Genomic DNA, 16,489 nt, shown 5'->3' with positions numbered 1-16,489 from the left:
TTAAATCATAACTTAACCATTTATACAAATAATTTACAAAATAAATAAGGCAAGGCAAGGCAAGGCAAGGCAAGGCAAGGCAAGGCAAGGCAAGGCAAGGCAAGGCAATAATATATTGATTTTTATAGAGTAAATAAAGCCATTTTATAAGATGGCTATCATTTAAATTGGCTAAATTGATTAATGATAGGTTTTTTCATATCTATGAAAGATTATTTTATTTACAAATAAAACATTTTATTAACATTATTTGTTTGATAAAAATATCGAAATCGCACTTTTTTGTGTGTGACGATGTCATCAGTTTTGTCGTTCCGCCTTGCGATAGCTCAGGGAGTGTTTGTAAGCCTTTTATGGCTTTTTCTCTGTTTTCATTTCATCAATACTATCGCGTTTCGCCGATGACAATCCTATCTCGACGCTCTCCCAGAGAAATAAGGAAAAGAAATGCCGTGCGCCATGTGCAAAGAAAAAATATCTAAAAGTGCGGTTGCAAGGCATAAAAAAACCTAGGCGAACCTAGGCTTTTTAAGTTTGATTGCATTATGACGGGTTAAAATCACTTGTCATATTCAGCATTTCGGCCAAATTGGCTGATGCCTCGTCGGCATCTACCTTATGCTCAAGTTCTTCATCAACAGCAAACTCAGCTGCGACTTTCCCATCATGACGATTTTGGTGATAAACGTAACCTGTACCCGCTGGAATCAAGCGACCGACGATGACGTTCTCTTTCAAGCCACGCAATTCGTCGCGTTTGCCTGCCACGGCGGCTTCAGTCAGCACGCGAGTGGTTTCTTGGAACGAAGCAGCGGAGATAAACGACTCGGTTGCCAATGAGGCTTTAGTTATGCCGAGCAGTTCGCGCTCATATTCCACCAACGGCTTGCCTTGCGCTTCACGCTCGCGGTTGACGATTTTCACGCGCGCCACTTCCACTTGTTCCCCTTCGAGGAATTCGCTGTCCTGCGCGTTGGTGATAATTGCTTTGCGCAACATTTGACGCACGATCACTTCGATGTGTTTATCGTTAATTTTTACCCCTTGCAGGCGATAAACTTCTTGCACTTCGTTGACGATGTATTCTGTCACCGCATGCACGCCGCGCAGACGTAAAATATCGTGCGGCGTTTCCGCCCCTTCAGAGATGATGTCGCCACGTTCAACGTGTTCACCTTCAAACACGTTGAGCTGACGCCATTTTGGAATCATCTCTTCATACACATCGCCGCCATCAGTTGGAGTGATAAGCAAGCGACGTTTACCTTTGGTTTCTTTACCAAACGACACAGTACCAGAGATTTCCGCCATGATGGCAGGCTCTTTTGGTTTACGCGCTTCAAACAAATCAGCAACGCGTGGCAAACCACCCGTAATATCTTTGGTTCCAGCAGATTCTTGTGGAATACGCGCCAATGGATCACCGATGTGGATTTCCGCACCGTCATCGAGGGTTACAATTGCTTTACCTGGCAAGAAGTACTGCGCTGGCACGTCAGTACCGCTGAGCAAGACTGGATTACCTTTGCTATCCAGCACGCGCAAGGCTGGGCGTAGATCTTTACCTGCAGTTGCACGTTCACCCACATCTTGCACCACCACGGATGATAGCCCTGTCAATTCGTCAGTTTGACGAGTGACGGTTACACCGTCAATGATGTCGGCAAATTCAAGTTTACCTTCCACTTCTGCGATAATTGGCATGGTGTGTGGATCCCAGTTGGCGATAATTTCACCTGCTTTGACTTCATCACCATTTTGCTTGCTCAGGCTTGCACCATAAGGTACTTTATAGCTCTCTTTGGTGCGACCAAATTCGTCTAATACGGTCAGCTCAGTGTTACGCGAAGTGATGACAAATTTGCCCTCTTTGTTGGTAACAAATTTGACATTTGCCAAACGCACGCTACCGTTATTTTTCACTTGAATGCTGGATTCTGCCGCCGCACGCGATGCCGCACCACCAATGTGGAAGGTACGCATGGTCAACTGTGTTCCTGGCTCCCCGATAGATTGCGCTGCGATAACCCCAACCGCTTCACCTTTGTTGATGATATGCCCGCGGGCAAGGTCACGACCGTAACATTTGGCACACACACCAAAATCAGTATCACAAGTCACCACCGACCGCACTTTGATGCTATCAATGGATTCACGGTCGATGATGTCACACCATTTTTCGTCGATCAAGGTGTTGCGAGGGATCAACACTTCATCAGTGCCTGGCTTGAGTACATCTTCAGCCACTACACGACCGAGCACACGATCGCGCAATGGTTCTTTCACATCACCACCTTCGATGAGTGGTGTCATCACGATGCCATGATCGGTGCCACAGTCATCTTCCACAATCACTAAGTCTTGCGCCACGTCAACCAAACGACGGGTTAAATAACCTGAGTTCGCGGTCTTAAGTGCGGTATCCGCCAACCCTTTACGCGCACCGTGGGTTGAAATAAAGTATTGTAATACGTTCAAACCTTCACGGAAGTTCGCCGTAATTGGCGTTTCAATGATCGAGCCGTCTGGACGCGCCATCAAACCACGCATACCCGCTAGCTGACGAATCTGTGCGGCACTACCCCGCGCACCAGAATCAGCCATCATAAAGATGCTGTTGAATGAGGCTTGTTTTTCCATCTCACCGTCGCGGTTTTCCACTTCTTCGGTGGAAAGATTTTCCATCATCGCTTTGGCAACGCGTTCATTGGCGCTTGCCCAAATATCGATTACTTTGTTATAGCGCTCACCCGCGGTGACAAGACCAGATTGGAACTGCTCTTGAATTTCTTTCACCGCTTCTTCAGCTTCGTTGATTATTTTGTCTTTCGCATCAGGAATAACCATGTCATCGATGCCTACTGACGCACCACTGCGCGCCGCGAAAGCAAAACCAGTGTACATAATTTGGTCAGCGAAGATAACACTCGCTTTCATACCCAAGATACGGTAGCAAGCATTAATCAATTTAGAGATCGCTTTTTTACCTAAGGTTTGATTGAACAAACTAAATGGCATACCTTTTGGCGCAATCATCCACAAAATGGCACGGCCAACAGTGGTGTCAGTCAGAGTGGTTTTCGCCTCCCATTCACCCGCTTCATTTTTCACATGCTCTGTGATCCGCACTTTAACACGCGCATGAAGCTCAGCCTCCCCTGTGCGGTAGGCTTTTTCCGCCTCGCGCGGGTCTTGCAACAACATGCCTTCACCTTTAGCATTGACTTTTTCACGGGTCATGTAATAAAGCCCCAACACCACGTCTTGTGATGGCACGATGATTGGATCACCGTTGGCAGGTGATAAAATGTTGTTAGTCGACATCATCAACGCACGCGCTTCTAATTGCGCTTCCAGCGTTAATGGCACGTGTACCGCCATTTGGTCACCATCGAAGTCGGCGTTGAACGCCGCACACACGAGTGGGTGCAACTGAATAGCTTTACCTTCAATCAATAATGGTTCAAACGCTTGGATACCCAAACGGTGCAAGGTTGGCGCACGGTTGAGCAAAATTGGGTGCTCGCGGATAACGTCGGCGAGGATATCCCACACGATCGCATCTTCACGTTCCACCATTTTTTTGGCAGCTTTGATGGTTGACGCATGGCCTTGGCTTTGTAATTTCGCATAAATAAATGGGCGGAAAAGTTCCAGCGCCATTTTTTTCGGCAAACCACATTGATGCAAGTGCAGGTATGGCCCTACGGTGATAACCGAACGGCCTGAATAGTCCACCCGTTTACCGAGCAAGTTTTGACGGAAACGCCCTTGTTTCCCTTTGATCATATCCGCCAATGATTTCAATGCACGTTTGTTAGAGCCTGTGATCGCACGACCACGACGTCCGTTATCTAACAGCGCATCGACAGATTCTTGTAGCATACGTTTTTCGTTGCGCACAATAATATCGGGCGCAACCAAATCCAACAAGCGTTTTAAACGGTTGTTACGGTTGATCACTCGGCGATATAAGTCGTTGAGATCAGAGGTGGCAAAACGACCGCCGTCAAGTGGCACCAATGGGCGTAAGTCTGGCGGCAAGACTGGCAATACAGTCAGTACCATCCACTCTGGGTTGTTGCCCGATTGCACGAAAGCCTCCAGCAATTTTAAGCGTTTAGTGATTTTTTTACGCTTAGTTTCAGAGCTGGTTTCTTGCAATTCTTCACGCAGGGTTTCAATCTCGTGATTGAGATCCATTTCTTTCAATAAGTGTTGGATCGCCTCCGCCCCCATTTTGGCTTCAAATTCGTCTGCCCAGCGGTCTTCCGCTTCAATAAATTGCTCTTCGGTCAATAGCTGCCCGCGTTGCAATTCGGTCATGCCGGGTTCGGTGACGATGTAGCTTTCAAAATAGAGCACGCGCTCAATGTCGCGCAATGGCATATCCAGCAATAAACCGATGCGCGATGGCAGCGATTTCAAAAACCAAATGTGCGCAACAGGTGAAGCCAGCTCAATGTGCCCCATGCGCTCACGGCGCACTTTGGTTTGCGTGACTTCAACACCGCACTTTTCACAGATCACGCCGCGGTGTTTTAAACGCTTATATTTTCCGCAAAGACATTCATAGTCTTTCACTGGCCCAAAGATACGCGCACAGAAAAGCCCGTCACGTTCTGGCTTGAAAGTGCGGTAGTTGATGGTTTCGGGTTTCTTAACTTCACCGTATGACCATGAGCGGATCATATCAGGGGAGGCTAAGCCAATTTTAATCACATCAAAATCATCACTGGATTTTGTTTGCGCTTTTAAAAACTTTACTAAGTCTTTCACAGATTTGCTCCTGTCGGAGTTAAACTTGATTCAAGTGCGGCGAACCGCACTTGCACTTTTTATCAATTACTGATCGTCTTCCAACTCAATGTTGATACCCAAAGAGCGAATTTCTTTGGTCAACACGTTGAAGGATTCTGGCATGCCTGGCTCCATTTGGTGCGTGCCGTCCACAATGTTTTTATACATTTTGGTCCGTCCGTTCACGTCATCGGATTTTACGGTCAACATCTCTTGCAAGGTGTATGCCGCACCGTAGGCTTCCAGTGCCCATACTTCCATCTCACCAAAGCGTTGGCCACCAAATTGGGCTTTACCGCCCAGTGGTTGTTGGGTCACGAGACTGTAAGAACCGGTTGAACGCGCGTGCATTTTGTCGTCAACCAAGTGATTCAGTTTGAGCATATACATATAACCCACGGTTACAGGGCGCTCAAATTTTTCACCTGTACGACCATCGAATAAGGTAATCTGGCCTGATGTTGGCAGATCTGCCAACTCTAGCAAGCCTTTGATCTCTTCTTCGTGCGCACCATCAAACACAGGAGTCGCCAATGGCATACCTTTGCGCAGGTTTTCTGCCAAGCGCAGCACTTCTTCGTCGGTGAAGGTATCCAAATCCACTTGTTTCGGTGCGCCGCCTAAGTCATAGGCACGTTGGATATATTCACGCAATTTCGCCACGCTTTGTTGCTGCTTGATCATCGCATTGATTTTGTCACCAATGCCTTTTGCCGCCAAGCCTAAGTGCGTTTCGAGGATCTGACCAATGTTCATCCGTGATGGAACCCCTAGCGGGTTGAGCACGATGTCCACTGGTTGTCCATTTTCGTCATATGGCATGTCTTCAATTGGATTGATTTTTGAAATAACCCCTTTGTTACCATGACGACCCGCCATCTTATCACCAGGCTGGATTTGACGTTTCACCGCCAAATAAACCTTCACAATTTTCAACACGCCAGGCGCCAAATCATCGCCTTGGGTAATTTTATTGCGTTTAATTTCCAGCTTGCGTTCAAACTCGCGACGTAACTCCTCATGTTGCTCAGCAAGTTGCTCTAGCAGGTTTTGTTGATTTTCATCCGCCAGCGACTGCTCAAGCCATTTTTCACGGCTGAGTTTATCGAGTTTCTTCGCATCAATGCCGTTTTGTTCCAACAAAGCTCGTACTCGAGCAAACAAACCTGCTTCTAAAATTTCCAACTCTTCACCAAGGTCTTTTTTGGCTTGCTTGAGTTGCATATCTTCAATTTCAATCGCACGTTTATCTTTTTCAACGCCATCGCGCGTGAACACTTGCACATCAATAACAGTACCTGACACGCTATTTGGCACGCGTAATGATGAATCTTTTACATCTGAAGCTTTTTCACCGAAAATCGCACGTAGCAATTTCTCTTCAGGGGTCAGTTGTGTTTCACCCTTAGGAGTCACTTTACCGACTAAGATGTCGCCACCTTTCACTTCCGCACCGATATACACAATCCCTGATTCATCCAGCTTGCTCAACGCCGCTTCACCAACATTGGGAATATCTGCGGTAATTTCTTCCGCACCCAACTTGGTGTCACGCGCAACGGCTGTGAGTTCTTGAATGTGAATGGTGGTGAAACGGTCTTCCTGCACCACGCGCTCGGAGACTAACATGGAGTCTTCAAAGTTGTAACCATTCCATGGCATAAACGCCACGCGCATATTTTGCCCAAGAGCCAATTCACCTAAATCGGTTGATGGACCATCAGCCAGCACTTCTCCACGCTCAATCGGCTCACCCAATGCCACGCATGGCACTTGGTTGATACAGGTGTTTTGATTAGAACGGGTGTATTTGGTGAGATTATAAATATCAATACCTGCTTCGCCAGATACGGTTTCGTCTTCGTTGACTTTTACCACAATGCGGGAAGCATCGATGTATTGTACATGGCCACCACGTTTGGCTACCACGGTTACACCAGAGTCCACTGCCACGGCTTTTTCAATACCAGTACCAACTAATGGTTTGTCTGAGCGTAAGGTCGGCACGGCTTGACGTTGCATGTTCGCACCCATCAAGGCACGGTTCGCATCGTCGTGCTCCAAGAACGGAATTAAGGCCGCCGCAACAGACACCACTTGTTGTGTGGAAACGTCCATATAGTCGATTTGTTCTGGTTTATACAAGCCAGATTCACCATGTTCACCACGGCAGGTCACAAACTCATCTGTGAAGCGGAAATCGTCATCAAGGTTGGAGTTCGCCTGTGCGATAACGTATTTGCCTTCTTCAATGGCAGATAAGTATTCAATTTCTTCGGTCACTTGCCCATCAACCACTTTACGGTACGGCGTTTCTAAGAAACCGTAATCATTTGTGCGCGCATAAACTGACAACGAGTTAATCAAACCGATGTTCGGGCCTTCAGGGGTTTCGATTGGGCAGACACGGCCATAATGAGTGGCGTGTACGTCACGCACTTCAAAGCCAGCACGTTCACGAGTCAAACCACCTGGGCCTAACGCTGAGATACGACGTTTATGGGTCACCTCAGACAACGGGTTGTTTTGGTCCATAAACTGTGATAATTGGGATGAACCAAAAAATTCTTTCACCGCCGCTGAGATTGGTTTGGCGTTAATGAGATCTTGTGGTGTGACACCATCGAGATCGCCCATTGACAGACGCTCACGCACCGCACGCTCAACACGTACTAAACCAATGCGGAATTGATTCTCCGCCATTTCACCGACGCTACGGATACGACGGTTACCAAGGTGGTCGATATCGTCCACTTCACCACGGCCGTTACGAATTTCAATGAGCTTTTTCATCACCTTAACGATGTCATCTTTGCTCAAAATACCTCCACCTTCGCCTTCAGGAATATTCAAAGAGCGGTTGAACTTCATGCGACCAACCGCAGAGAGATCATAACGTTCGGTGGAGAAAAACAAATTATCGAATAATGCTTCGGCGGCTTCTTTTGTTGGTGGCTCACCTGGACGCATCATGCGATAAATTTCAACCAAAGCAGACAGACGATCGCTTGATGGGTCAACACGCAAGGTTTCAGAAATGTACGCTCCGTGATCAAGGTCGTTAGTGAACAGCACGTCAAACTCTTTATAGCCCGCTTGGCTAAGTTTGGCGAGCATTTCTAATGTCATTTCATCATTGGCGGCACAAATCAGTTCACCACTGTCAAGATCAACATAATCTTTGGCGACAATCTTGCCCACGATATATTCTGTTGGCACAACCACTTCGCTGATTTTATCTTTTTCTAATTGGCGAATATGACGGGCTGTGATACGACGGCCGCGCTCAACATAGACTTTGCCATCAGCTTCAATATCAAAGCTGGCTGTTTCACCACGCAAGCGCTCAGGCACCAATTCCATTAATAGTTGGTTATCGCGAATGGTGTAGCGCACTGTATCAAAAAAGAGTGACAAAATTTCTTCTGTGGTATAACCCAATGCCCGCAAAATAATGGTTGCTGGCAACTTACGACGACGGTCGATACGGGCGAATAAATTGTCTTTCGGATCGAATTCAAAATCCAACCATGAACCACGGTATGGGATAATACGCGCGTTATAAAGCACTTTACCAGAGGAGTGAGTTTTGCCTTTGTCGCTGTCAAAGAACACACCTGGGCTACGATGCAATTGAGAGACAATAACACGCTCTGTGCCATTGATAACAAATGTTCCGTTATCTGTCATCAGTGGGATTTCACCCATATAAACATCATTTTCTTTAATATCTTTCACCGTACCTGGTGCGCCATCACGATCATAGCTGACAAGGCGTAATTTCACGCGCAGTGGTGCTGAAAACGTTGTACCACGGATTTGACACTCACGTACGTCAAAAACAGGCTCACCTAATTGATAGCTGACATACTGTAATTCAGTGCTGCCATTGTTGCTCACAATTGGGAACACACTACGAAATGCCGCCTCTAGGCCTTGCTGACCTTCTGGATCCTGCTCGATAAATTTATCAAAAGAATCGATTTGAATGGTTAATAAATAAGGTACATTTAAAACTTGTTGGCGTTTGCCAAAGCTTTTACGAATACGTTTCTTTTCGGTATAGGAGTAAACCATAGGGTTCCTCTGCTTGCTGATCGGTGACCCAAAATTCGCGCACACTTGCGATCAAGTTAACAAGGTGGCAATACATTCGATACCGTTTGTTGGTACCGCACTTTTGCTTTTTAAAACTCTTGTGCAGACTTAATTCATTGAAAATTAAGTAAATATAAAAGTGAAAAAACGGCAATAACACTCTTATTTTTAAAGGCACAAAATGGCTAGCAGTAAATACCACTAGCCATTCGCCTTTAATTAGGCTGACTTAAATAAACGAAATTATTTAAGTTCTACAGAAGCGCCTGCTTCTTCTAACGCTTTCTTCAACTCTTCAGCTTCTGCTTTAGCAACGCCTTCTTTCAAGGTCGCTGGAGCAGATTCAACCATGTCTTTCGCTTCTTTCAAGCCAAGACCAGTTGCACCACGTACGGCTTTGATAACAGCTACTTTGTTACCGCCAGCAGCAGTTAATACTACGTCGAATTCAGTTTTCTCTTCAGCGGCAGCTGCATCAGCACCACCTGCTACTGCAACAGCGGCAGCGGCAGCAGAAACACCGAATTTTTCTTCCATTGCTGAGATAAGCTCAACGATTTCCATTACTGATTTCTCAGCAATCGCTTCGATAATTTGTTCGTTAGTTAGAGACATAACAATCAATTCCTAAAGTAAAATATTTAATAGACCAAGCAAACTTAATTAAGCTGCTTCTAATTTGTCGCGTAATGCCGCTAAAGTGCGTACAAGTTTTCCTGCCGCAGCTTCTTTCATTGTACCCATTAAACGTGCAATTGCTTCTTCGTATGTTGGTAAAGATGCCAAACGATCAATATCTGATGTTGGGATAAATTCACCTTCAAAGGCTGCACCTTTAATTTCAAACTTGTCGTTTGCTTTCGCAAAATCTTTGAACAAACGTGCTGCAGCACCTGGATGTTCGTTAGAAAAAGCAACAAGTGTTGGACCTACCATTACGTCTTTTAAACACTCAAGATCAGTGCCTTCAACCGCACGGCGTAACAAAGTGTTACGAACCACACGCATTGACACACCCGCGTCACGAGCGTTTTTACGCAATTCAGTCATTTTATCAACGGTCACACCACGAGAATCGGCGATCACAGCTGACAGGGCACCTTTGGCAGCTTCATTTACTTCAGCAACAATTGCTTGTTTGTCTTGAAGATTTAATGCCATTGGCTTTTAGCTCCTGAATACACTTCTGGTTTCCCAGATTAAAATTCCTTAATAGCAAAGCTACTAAGACGTTCGGCGCACAGAAGCAGAAAAATTTTCTATTCTGTTCACCATCTACGCAAGATGATTAAGAAACCGCACTTTGTGCTACGTTTCCCTTGCGGTCTTGGATGGGGCTTGATTTATTTACGGCAAGCACCATCAGAGAATCCACCTAAGCGGATTAGGTCGGACATTATAGAGAGATTTTTAATCGATGTAAATAAAAATCTCAGGTTTTATTCAACGGAAAGAAAAATTCAAATACATTTTCTCTTTCTCTATCCGTGAGTCTTTTACATACCGATAGATGTTGGCTCTTACCAACAATTTGCTTTGCTGTAAAACCATTTTCATCAAGGCGTGTAATAATCAACTCGATTTTATCTTTTTCTTTTGGCCGTTCTTTTTTTGAATAAACATCAAATAATTTTTGCTCCAGTTCGCGTAATCCAGGCGACTTTTGAATTTCCGCCATAACTTTCGGTGAAATCGCTCTTGTAACCTTGTCGTTTGTTATCTCATAGGTTAACGCATTGCCCTTTAACTGCCACGTCCCTGCTGAATTAGTGCGATAAGATAATAATGAAAAGAAGTAGTTATCTATATTTTTTTTAGCTAATTTATGCAGCGTATGATCGAATATGAATCCTGACATTCTAAAATGTCCATCTGGTTTAATATCAACAATGTCTTTGACACCCGTGCCTATATCTTCATATTTTGTTGCACAACCCCAAATGCCGTAAATCTGTTGTGGCTGAATATGTTGTGATGTGATGCAGGATGCAAGGAAAGGCATCGACAACAGAAGTGAGAAGAGTACTGATTTTTTCATTGCGCCCCCTATGTTGCTTTACACAGATAGAAAAAAACCTATCAATGATGATAGGTTTTTATCGGACAATTATTGATTTAAGGTTGTTTGATCAATCGCGACACCTGCACCTTGAGTGGTAGACAAGCTCACTTTCTTGATAAACACACCTTTTGCTGATGCTGGACGTGCTTTAGTCAACGCGGCCAACAACGCTTCTAAGTTTTCTTTGATTTGGTTATCTTCAAAGCTCACTTTACCGATAGTGGTGTGGATAATACCGTTTTTGTCATTGCGGTAACGTACCTGACCTGATTTGGCATTTTTCACGGCTTCTGCCACGTTTGGTGTTACAGTACCCACTTTCGGGTTTGGCATTAAGCCACGTGGACCTAGGATTTGACCTAATTGACCCACTACGCGCATCGCATCTGGAGAGGCGATAACCACGTCGAAATCCATTTCACCTTTTTTCACTTGCTCTGCCAAGTCTTCCATGCCAACCACATCAGCGCCTGCTTCTTTAGCGGCGTCAGCGTTAGCACCTTGGGTGAACACAGCAACACGCACGCTACGACCAGTACCGTGTGGCAATACAGTTGCGCCACGCACGTTTTGGTCTGATTTACGTGCTTCAATACCAAGGTTCACAGCCACATCAACACTTTCGTTGAATTTAGCAGTCGCTAATTCTTTCAACAATGCGATAGCTTCGTTCACATCATAGAATTTAGTAGAGTCAACTTTCTCTTGGATCGCTTTCATACGTTTTGTTAATTTAGCCATCTGATTAGTCCTCCACCACTAAGCCCATTGAACGTGCAGTACCTTCAATTGACTTCATCTTAGTTTCGATAGTTGCGCCAGTCATGTCAGCGGCTTTCAATTCTGCAATTTCTTGCACTTGCTGACGAGTAACTTTGCCCACTTTATCTTTATTTGGTTTACCAGAACCTGATTTTACGCCAGCCGCTTTTTTCAATAATACAGCCGCTGGTGGGGTTTTGGTAATAAAGGTGAAAGAGCGGTCGGCATAAACAGTAATCACAACTGGAATTGGCAAGCCTTTTTCCATGCTGTCTGTTTTTGCGTTGAACGCTTTACAAAATTCCATGATGTTCACACCTTGTTGACCCAATGCTGGACCAACTGGTGGACTTGGGTTTGCCATACCTGCTGCAACTTGCAACTTAATGTAGGCTTGTACTTTCTTTGCCATTTTAGTTTCCTCTTAATGGGTAATATCGCCTTTCGGCTTCCCTCGTGTGTAAAAGTGCGGTATTGTAGATAAATACCGCACAGATTTCAAGCGATTTTACGCTTATGAAAGATTAAAGTGCTTTTTCCACTTGACGGAATTCCAACTCCACAGGCGTCGCACGGCCAAAAATGGAGACGGACACTTTCAAGCGGCTTTTTTCATAGTCCACTTCTTCCACAGTACCGTTGAAGTCCATAAACGGCCCTTCGGTAACCCGCACTTCTTCGCCAGGTTGGAACATGGTTTTTGGTTTTGGCTTGTCACCGTCTTGTTTCAAGCGGTTTAAGATCGCATCGGCTTCGCGTTTGGAAATAGGCGCTGGTTTATCGGGTGCGCCACCAATAAAGCCAAGCACGCGCGGCACACTACGCACCAAGTGCCATGTATCATCATTCATCTCCATTTCAACCAATACATAGCCTGGGAAGAATTTACGCTCACTTTTACGGCGTTTGCCCGCCACATTTTCGACCACTTCTTCCGTTGGCACGAGCACCTCACCAAACTGATCTTCCATCTCTTGTTGTTTGATGTACTCGATCAAGGTTTTCGCCACGCGAGCTTCATAGCCTGAAAACGCTTGCAATACATACCAACGTTTTTTAATTGGGGTTTCGTTCTCACTCATGGCTTAAAATCTCAAATTAGTTAAAAAGTTAATGACTGCAATAATAATTGAGTCAAATCCCCATAAAATCAATGACGTAACCACAGTAACTCCAAACACAATCAAGGTTGTTTGGGTCGCTTCTGGACGGGTTGGCCACACCACTTTACGCACTTCAACACGCGATTCACGCACAAAAGTGATGGCTTTTTGACCTTGATTAGTCAACGCGGCAAACACCAGCGCCAAAGCCAGCAACACCACCACGCCCACAACACGCACGGCCACATTGAGATCTTGTGCGAAATAGGCGTTGCCTACGGCAGCCACCACCACGGCAAGCACGGCCAACAGCCACAAAAACGTATTTACGCCTTTACTTTTGCCTTCGTGCACCGTATCTGGGAGTTGTTTTTTAGTATTTTTCGAATTCATATTGGTCTCATCCGACGTTAAACGACCTATTTTTTAGAACACGGGATTGTAGCATTTTAATTCATCACTTGCCAATACCTTATTGTCATTGTGTCTAAATAAAAAACCGCACTTTATATGCAAAAGTGCGGTCGAGAAAAGGCTTACCTTATTGCACTAAGCCCATCATCTGCGGAATGGTCATGGAAATTGCAGGCACATAGGTCACCAACAGCAACACCAAGAAGATCACCAAGAAAAACGGAATCAAGGTACGCACAACTTGGTCGATTTCAATATTGCTCACCTTGCAGCCCGTGAACAAAATCGGCCCGACAGGCGGCGTGATGGTGCCCAGCGATAAATTAAACACCAGCAAAATCCCAAATTGCACCGGACTCATGCCAAGGTTCATACAAATTGGCAAGAAAATCGGCGTAAAGATCAGCACAGCGGGTGTTGGGTCCATAAAGGTGCCGACAAACAGCAATACCAAATTGATGATAAGCAAAATCAAAATAGGGTTGTCAGTCAGCCCCAGCAGACCATTGGCAATCATCGCAGGAATTTGCGTGAACGCCATCACCCACGACATAATCGATGAGGCGGCTAGCATAAAGATCACAATCGCTGACATTTTTGCTGTTTGCAAAAAGATGTCTGGCAGCTTGCGCAGATCTAAAGTGCGGTATAAAAGACTCAACAGTAAAGAATATACCACTGCAATGGCGGAGGCTTCGGTTGCGGTGAAAACACCAGCTAAAATACCGCCGATCACAATCACAATGAGCGACATACTCGGCAGTGCTTCAATCGTCACTTTGACACATTCAGCGCACGTCATGCGATGTTTAGCGATATACCCTCGACGTTTTGCGATGATGCCTGCAACAATCATCACGCCAATGCCCCATAGAATGCCTGGCACATACCCCGCCATAAAAAGCGCTGACACACTCACACTGCCCGCCACAGTAGCGTACACAATCAACGTGTTACTTGGTGGGATCAACATACCTGTTGGCGCGGAAGCAATGTTGACGGCAGTGCTGTATTTCGGGTCATAGCCTTCCTTTTTCTCGATAGGCGACATAATCCCACCCACCGCAGCCGCTGAGGCCACCCCTGAGCCACTAATGGAGCCAAAGAGCATATTAGAAACAATGTTGGTTTGCGCTAACGCACCAGGAAAAAAGCCGCTGATGATTTTTGAAAAATTAATCAAACGAATGGCGATGCCACCGCTGTTCATAATATTACCCGCCAATATAAAAAACGGGATAGCCAGTAAAGCAAAGGAATCCAACCCCACAAACAAACGCTGGGCGGAAGTAACCATCGCCCCTTGGCTTGGCAAAATGGTCAACATGGCTGCAAAAGACGAAATCCCGACACTGATACTAATTGGCGTGCCAATAATCAAGAAAAACACCGTGCCGACGAGCATGATCAAGGCTGCTGTTGATGCTAAATCCATAATGACTCCTTATTTCAAATGGTGCAGTGCGCGTGCGAGCTTCAGCTCGTTGTAGAGAAAATAAAACACAATCATCGCGCCCGAGATAGGAATGCCTGCATAAATCGCCCCCATTGGAATTTGCAAGGCGGAGTCAAGCTGCCACATTTGTCGCAGCGCGGCACTGTAGCCGCCAATAATCATAATGCTCAGGGCAAAAATGGCGGTGGCCAGCTCGGAGATCATATCCAAAATAATTTGCACTTTAGGACTGCATTTGAGTTTGACATAGGCAATTGCCATATGCTCACGCAAGCCAAAAACATAAGCACCTGCTAGTAAAATCAGCCAAATAAAAAGATAGCGCGAGAGCACTTCACTGACCGCACTTGGGCTGTTGAAAATATAACGAGAAACCACTTGATAGGTGATCAACACGGTCATTACAGCTACGATCACAATGCACAGACCAGAGGCCAATTTATCGAGTGCAAACTTCACCTTTTCAAGATAATAAAAAAAACGATTTTGTTCGAGTTGTTGCATACCATACCTTTATAAATGCACCGCCGCAGTGCAGCGGCGCATTTCGATATTATTTTAATTTTTCAATTTGTTCATATAACGCTTTTTGCTCAGGTGTTTTCAGCAATTCCATAGTAAGCGGTTTACAGCTTTGTTGGAATTGTGTCGAATCCACCTCAGTGAAGGTTGCCCCTTTTTCTTTTGCGAGCGCTTCAGCTTTTGAGATTTGTGCATTCCACAGCTCAAACTCTTTTTTGGTGCTATCTTTGGCTAGCTCACGCAAAGTTTTTTGGTCTTCTTCCGACATGGTTTGCAAAAAGTTGGTACTCACCACGACTAAATCCGCTACCATCAAGTGCTGGGTACGTGAAAAGTGCGGTGCAACTTCATATTGTTTTAAGTCCGCATAGGTGATTTCGTTGTTTTCCGCACCATCTAGCACGCCTTGTTGAATCGCGGTGTACACTTCGCCTTGGTTCATCGGCACACCTGTACCCCCCATGCAACCAAGCATTTTGATCATCGTATCTGATTGCATCACACGAATTTTTTTGCCTTTCATATCATCAACGCTGTTCACCGCCGCACCTTTTGTATAAATGCTGCGTGCCCCCGCGGTATAGGCAGTTAACACTTCAAAACCAAATTTATCGGTGGATTTGAAAAGATTATCTAACACATCAGAAGTGAACACCTTTTCTTGGTGAGCAGAATTGCTATAAAGGTAAGGCAAGCCTAACACGGCGAAGGTTTTATCGTAGTTCTCAACCAATGGATTAGCCACCACAGCCATTTGAATCGCGCCATTTTGCACCAATTCCAGTGAGGCACGTTGGTCACCTAGCAATTCATTTGGATAAACGTTTAATTTATAACGACCATCAGTTTTTTTGTATAAATTGTCGCTTAAATACTGCAATGCTTCATATTGTGGGTGTTTATCAGATTGATTAAACGCCACTTTTAGCTCTGTGGTTGCATAAGCAGAAAACGCCACACCTAATGCTGCAGTTACCGTAGCAAGTTTAAATAATTTTTGTTTTAACATAGACTTTCCTTAATATCAGTTAAATCGAGCAAAATGTGCTTTCCCCACTGATTCTAGAAGGTTGGCGCATAAGATTCAAAAGATTCCGAACGTGAATTTTCGATTTTGTGATATAAGTCTAGTTTTTTTGAAACACTGTATTATTTTATAAAAGAAAAATATTAGAACATATAAAGTGTAATTAAATTACAAGCAAGAGAAGCAATGAAAGTGCGGTCTTGAGGTAACAAAAAAGGGCGAATAATCGCCCTTTTTCTTTATGC

At 45.0% G+C, this 16,489-nt stretch carries 12 protein-coding genes; all 12 read right to left on the bottom strand.

Annotation, left to right across the window (positions count from 1 at the left end; genetic code table 11):
* Window positions 1-543: 543 nt before the first annotated feature.
* Window positions 544-4,779: a DNA-directed RNA polymerase subunit beta' gene (gene rpoC / locus HPC38_RS10285; RefSeq protein WP_208121191.1), complete on the bottom strand. Its 4,236-nt coding sequence runs from the start codon at window positions 4,777-4,779 to the stop codon at window positions 544-546.
* A gap of 66 nt (window positions 4,780-4,845) precedes the next feature.
* On the bottom strand, window positions 4,846-8,877 hold the full coding sequence (rpoB, locus tag HPC38_RS10280; protein WP_208121190.1) for a DNA-directed RNA polymerase subunit beta: 4,032 nt from the start codon (window positions 8,875-8,877) through the stop codon (window positions 4,846-4,848).
* A 264-nt stretch (window positions 8,878-9,141) separates the two neighbouring features.
* Window positions 9,142-9,513 carry a 50S ribosomal protein L7/L12 gene (gene rplL / locus HPC38_RS10275; RefSeq protein ID WP_208121189.1) on the bottom strand — a complete coding sequence of 124 codons (372 nt, stop codon included), beginning with the start codon at window positions 9,511-9,513 and terminating at the stop codon, window positions 9,142-9,144.
* Between the two features lie 48 nt (window positions 9,514-9,561).
* The gene (gene rplJ / locus HPC38_RS10270; protein WP_208121188.1) at window positions 9,562-10,059 is read right to left on the bottom strand and encodes a 50S ribosomal protein L10; all 498 of its coding nucleotides are present in this window, start codon (window positions 10,057-10,059) and stop codon (window positions 9,562-9,564) included.
* A 271-nt stretch (window positions 10,060-10,330) separates the two neighbouring features.
* Window positions 10,331-10,936, bottom strand: a complete 606-nt coding sequence (locus HPC38_RS10265) for a hypothetical protein (RefSeq protein WP_208121187.1) — start codon at window positions 10,934-10,936, stop codon at window positions 10,331-10,333.
* 69 nt (window positions 10,937-11,005) lie between these two features.
* Window positions 11,006-11,701: a 50S ribosomal protein L1 gene (gene rplA, locus HPC38_RS10260; protein ID WP_208121186.1), complete on the bottom strand. Its 696-nt coding sequence runs from the start codon at window positions 11,699-11,701 to the stop codon at window positions 11,006-11,008.
* Between the two features lie 4 nt (window positions 11,702-11,705).
* The gene (gene rplK, locus HPC38_RS10255; protein ID WP_208119150.1) at window positions 11,706-12,134 is read right to left on the bottom strand and encodes a 50S ribosomal protein L11; all 429 of its coding nucleotides are present in this window, start codon (window positions 12,132-12,134) and stop codon (window positions 11,706-11,708) included.
* 112 nt (window positions 12,135-12,246) lie between these two features.
* Complete coding sequence (nusG, locus tag HPC38_RS10250; RefSeq protein ID WP_208121185.1) at window positions 12,247-12,804, bottom strand: transcription termination/antitermination protein NusG; 558 nt, start codon at window positions 12,802-12,804, stop codon at window positions 12,247-12,249.
* Window positions 12,805-12,807: 3 nt separating this feature from the next.
* Window positions 12,808-13,218, bottom strand: coding sequence for a preprotein translocase subunit SecE (secE, locus tag HPC38_RS10245; protein ID WP_208121184.1), 411 nt, complete (start codon window positions 13,216-13,218; stop codon window positions 12,808-12,810).
* A 148-nt stretch (window positions 13,219-13,366) separates the two neighbouring features.
* The gene (locus tag HPC38_RS10240) at window positions 13,367-14,674 is read right to left on the bottom strand and encodes a TRAP transporter large permease (protein ID WP_208121183.1); all 1,308 of its coding nucleotides are present in this window, start codon (window positions 14,672-14,674) and stop codon (window positions 13,367-13,369) included.
* Between the two features lie 9 nt (window positions 14,675-14,683).
* Window positions 14,684-15,199 (bottom strand): TRAP transporter small permease, encoded by a 516-nt coding sequence (locus tag HPC38_RS10235; protein WP_208121182.1) that lies wholly within the window; start codon window positions 15,197-15,199, stop codon window positions 14,684-14,686.
* 49 nt (window positions 15,200-15,248) lie between these two features.
* A complete protein-coding gene (locus tag HPC38_RS10230; RefSeq protein WP_208121181.1) occupies window positions 15,249-16,226 on the bottom strand; it encodes a TRAP transporter substrate-binding protein in 978 nt (325 codons plus the stop codon).
* Between the last annotated feature and the right edge of the window lie 263 nt (window positions 16,227-16,489).

Source organism: Spirabiliibacterium pneumoniae (assembly GCF_014884995.1).
Lineage (GTDB): Bacteria > Pseudomonadota > Gammaproteobacteria > Enterobacterales > Pasteurellaceae > Spirabiliibacterium > Spirabiliibacterium pneumoniae.
Note: the sequence above shows the minus strand (reverse complement) of the source record. Positions and strands in the feature narration are given on the sequence as shown.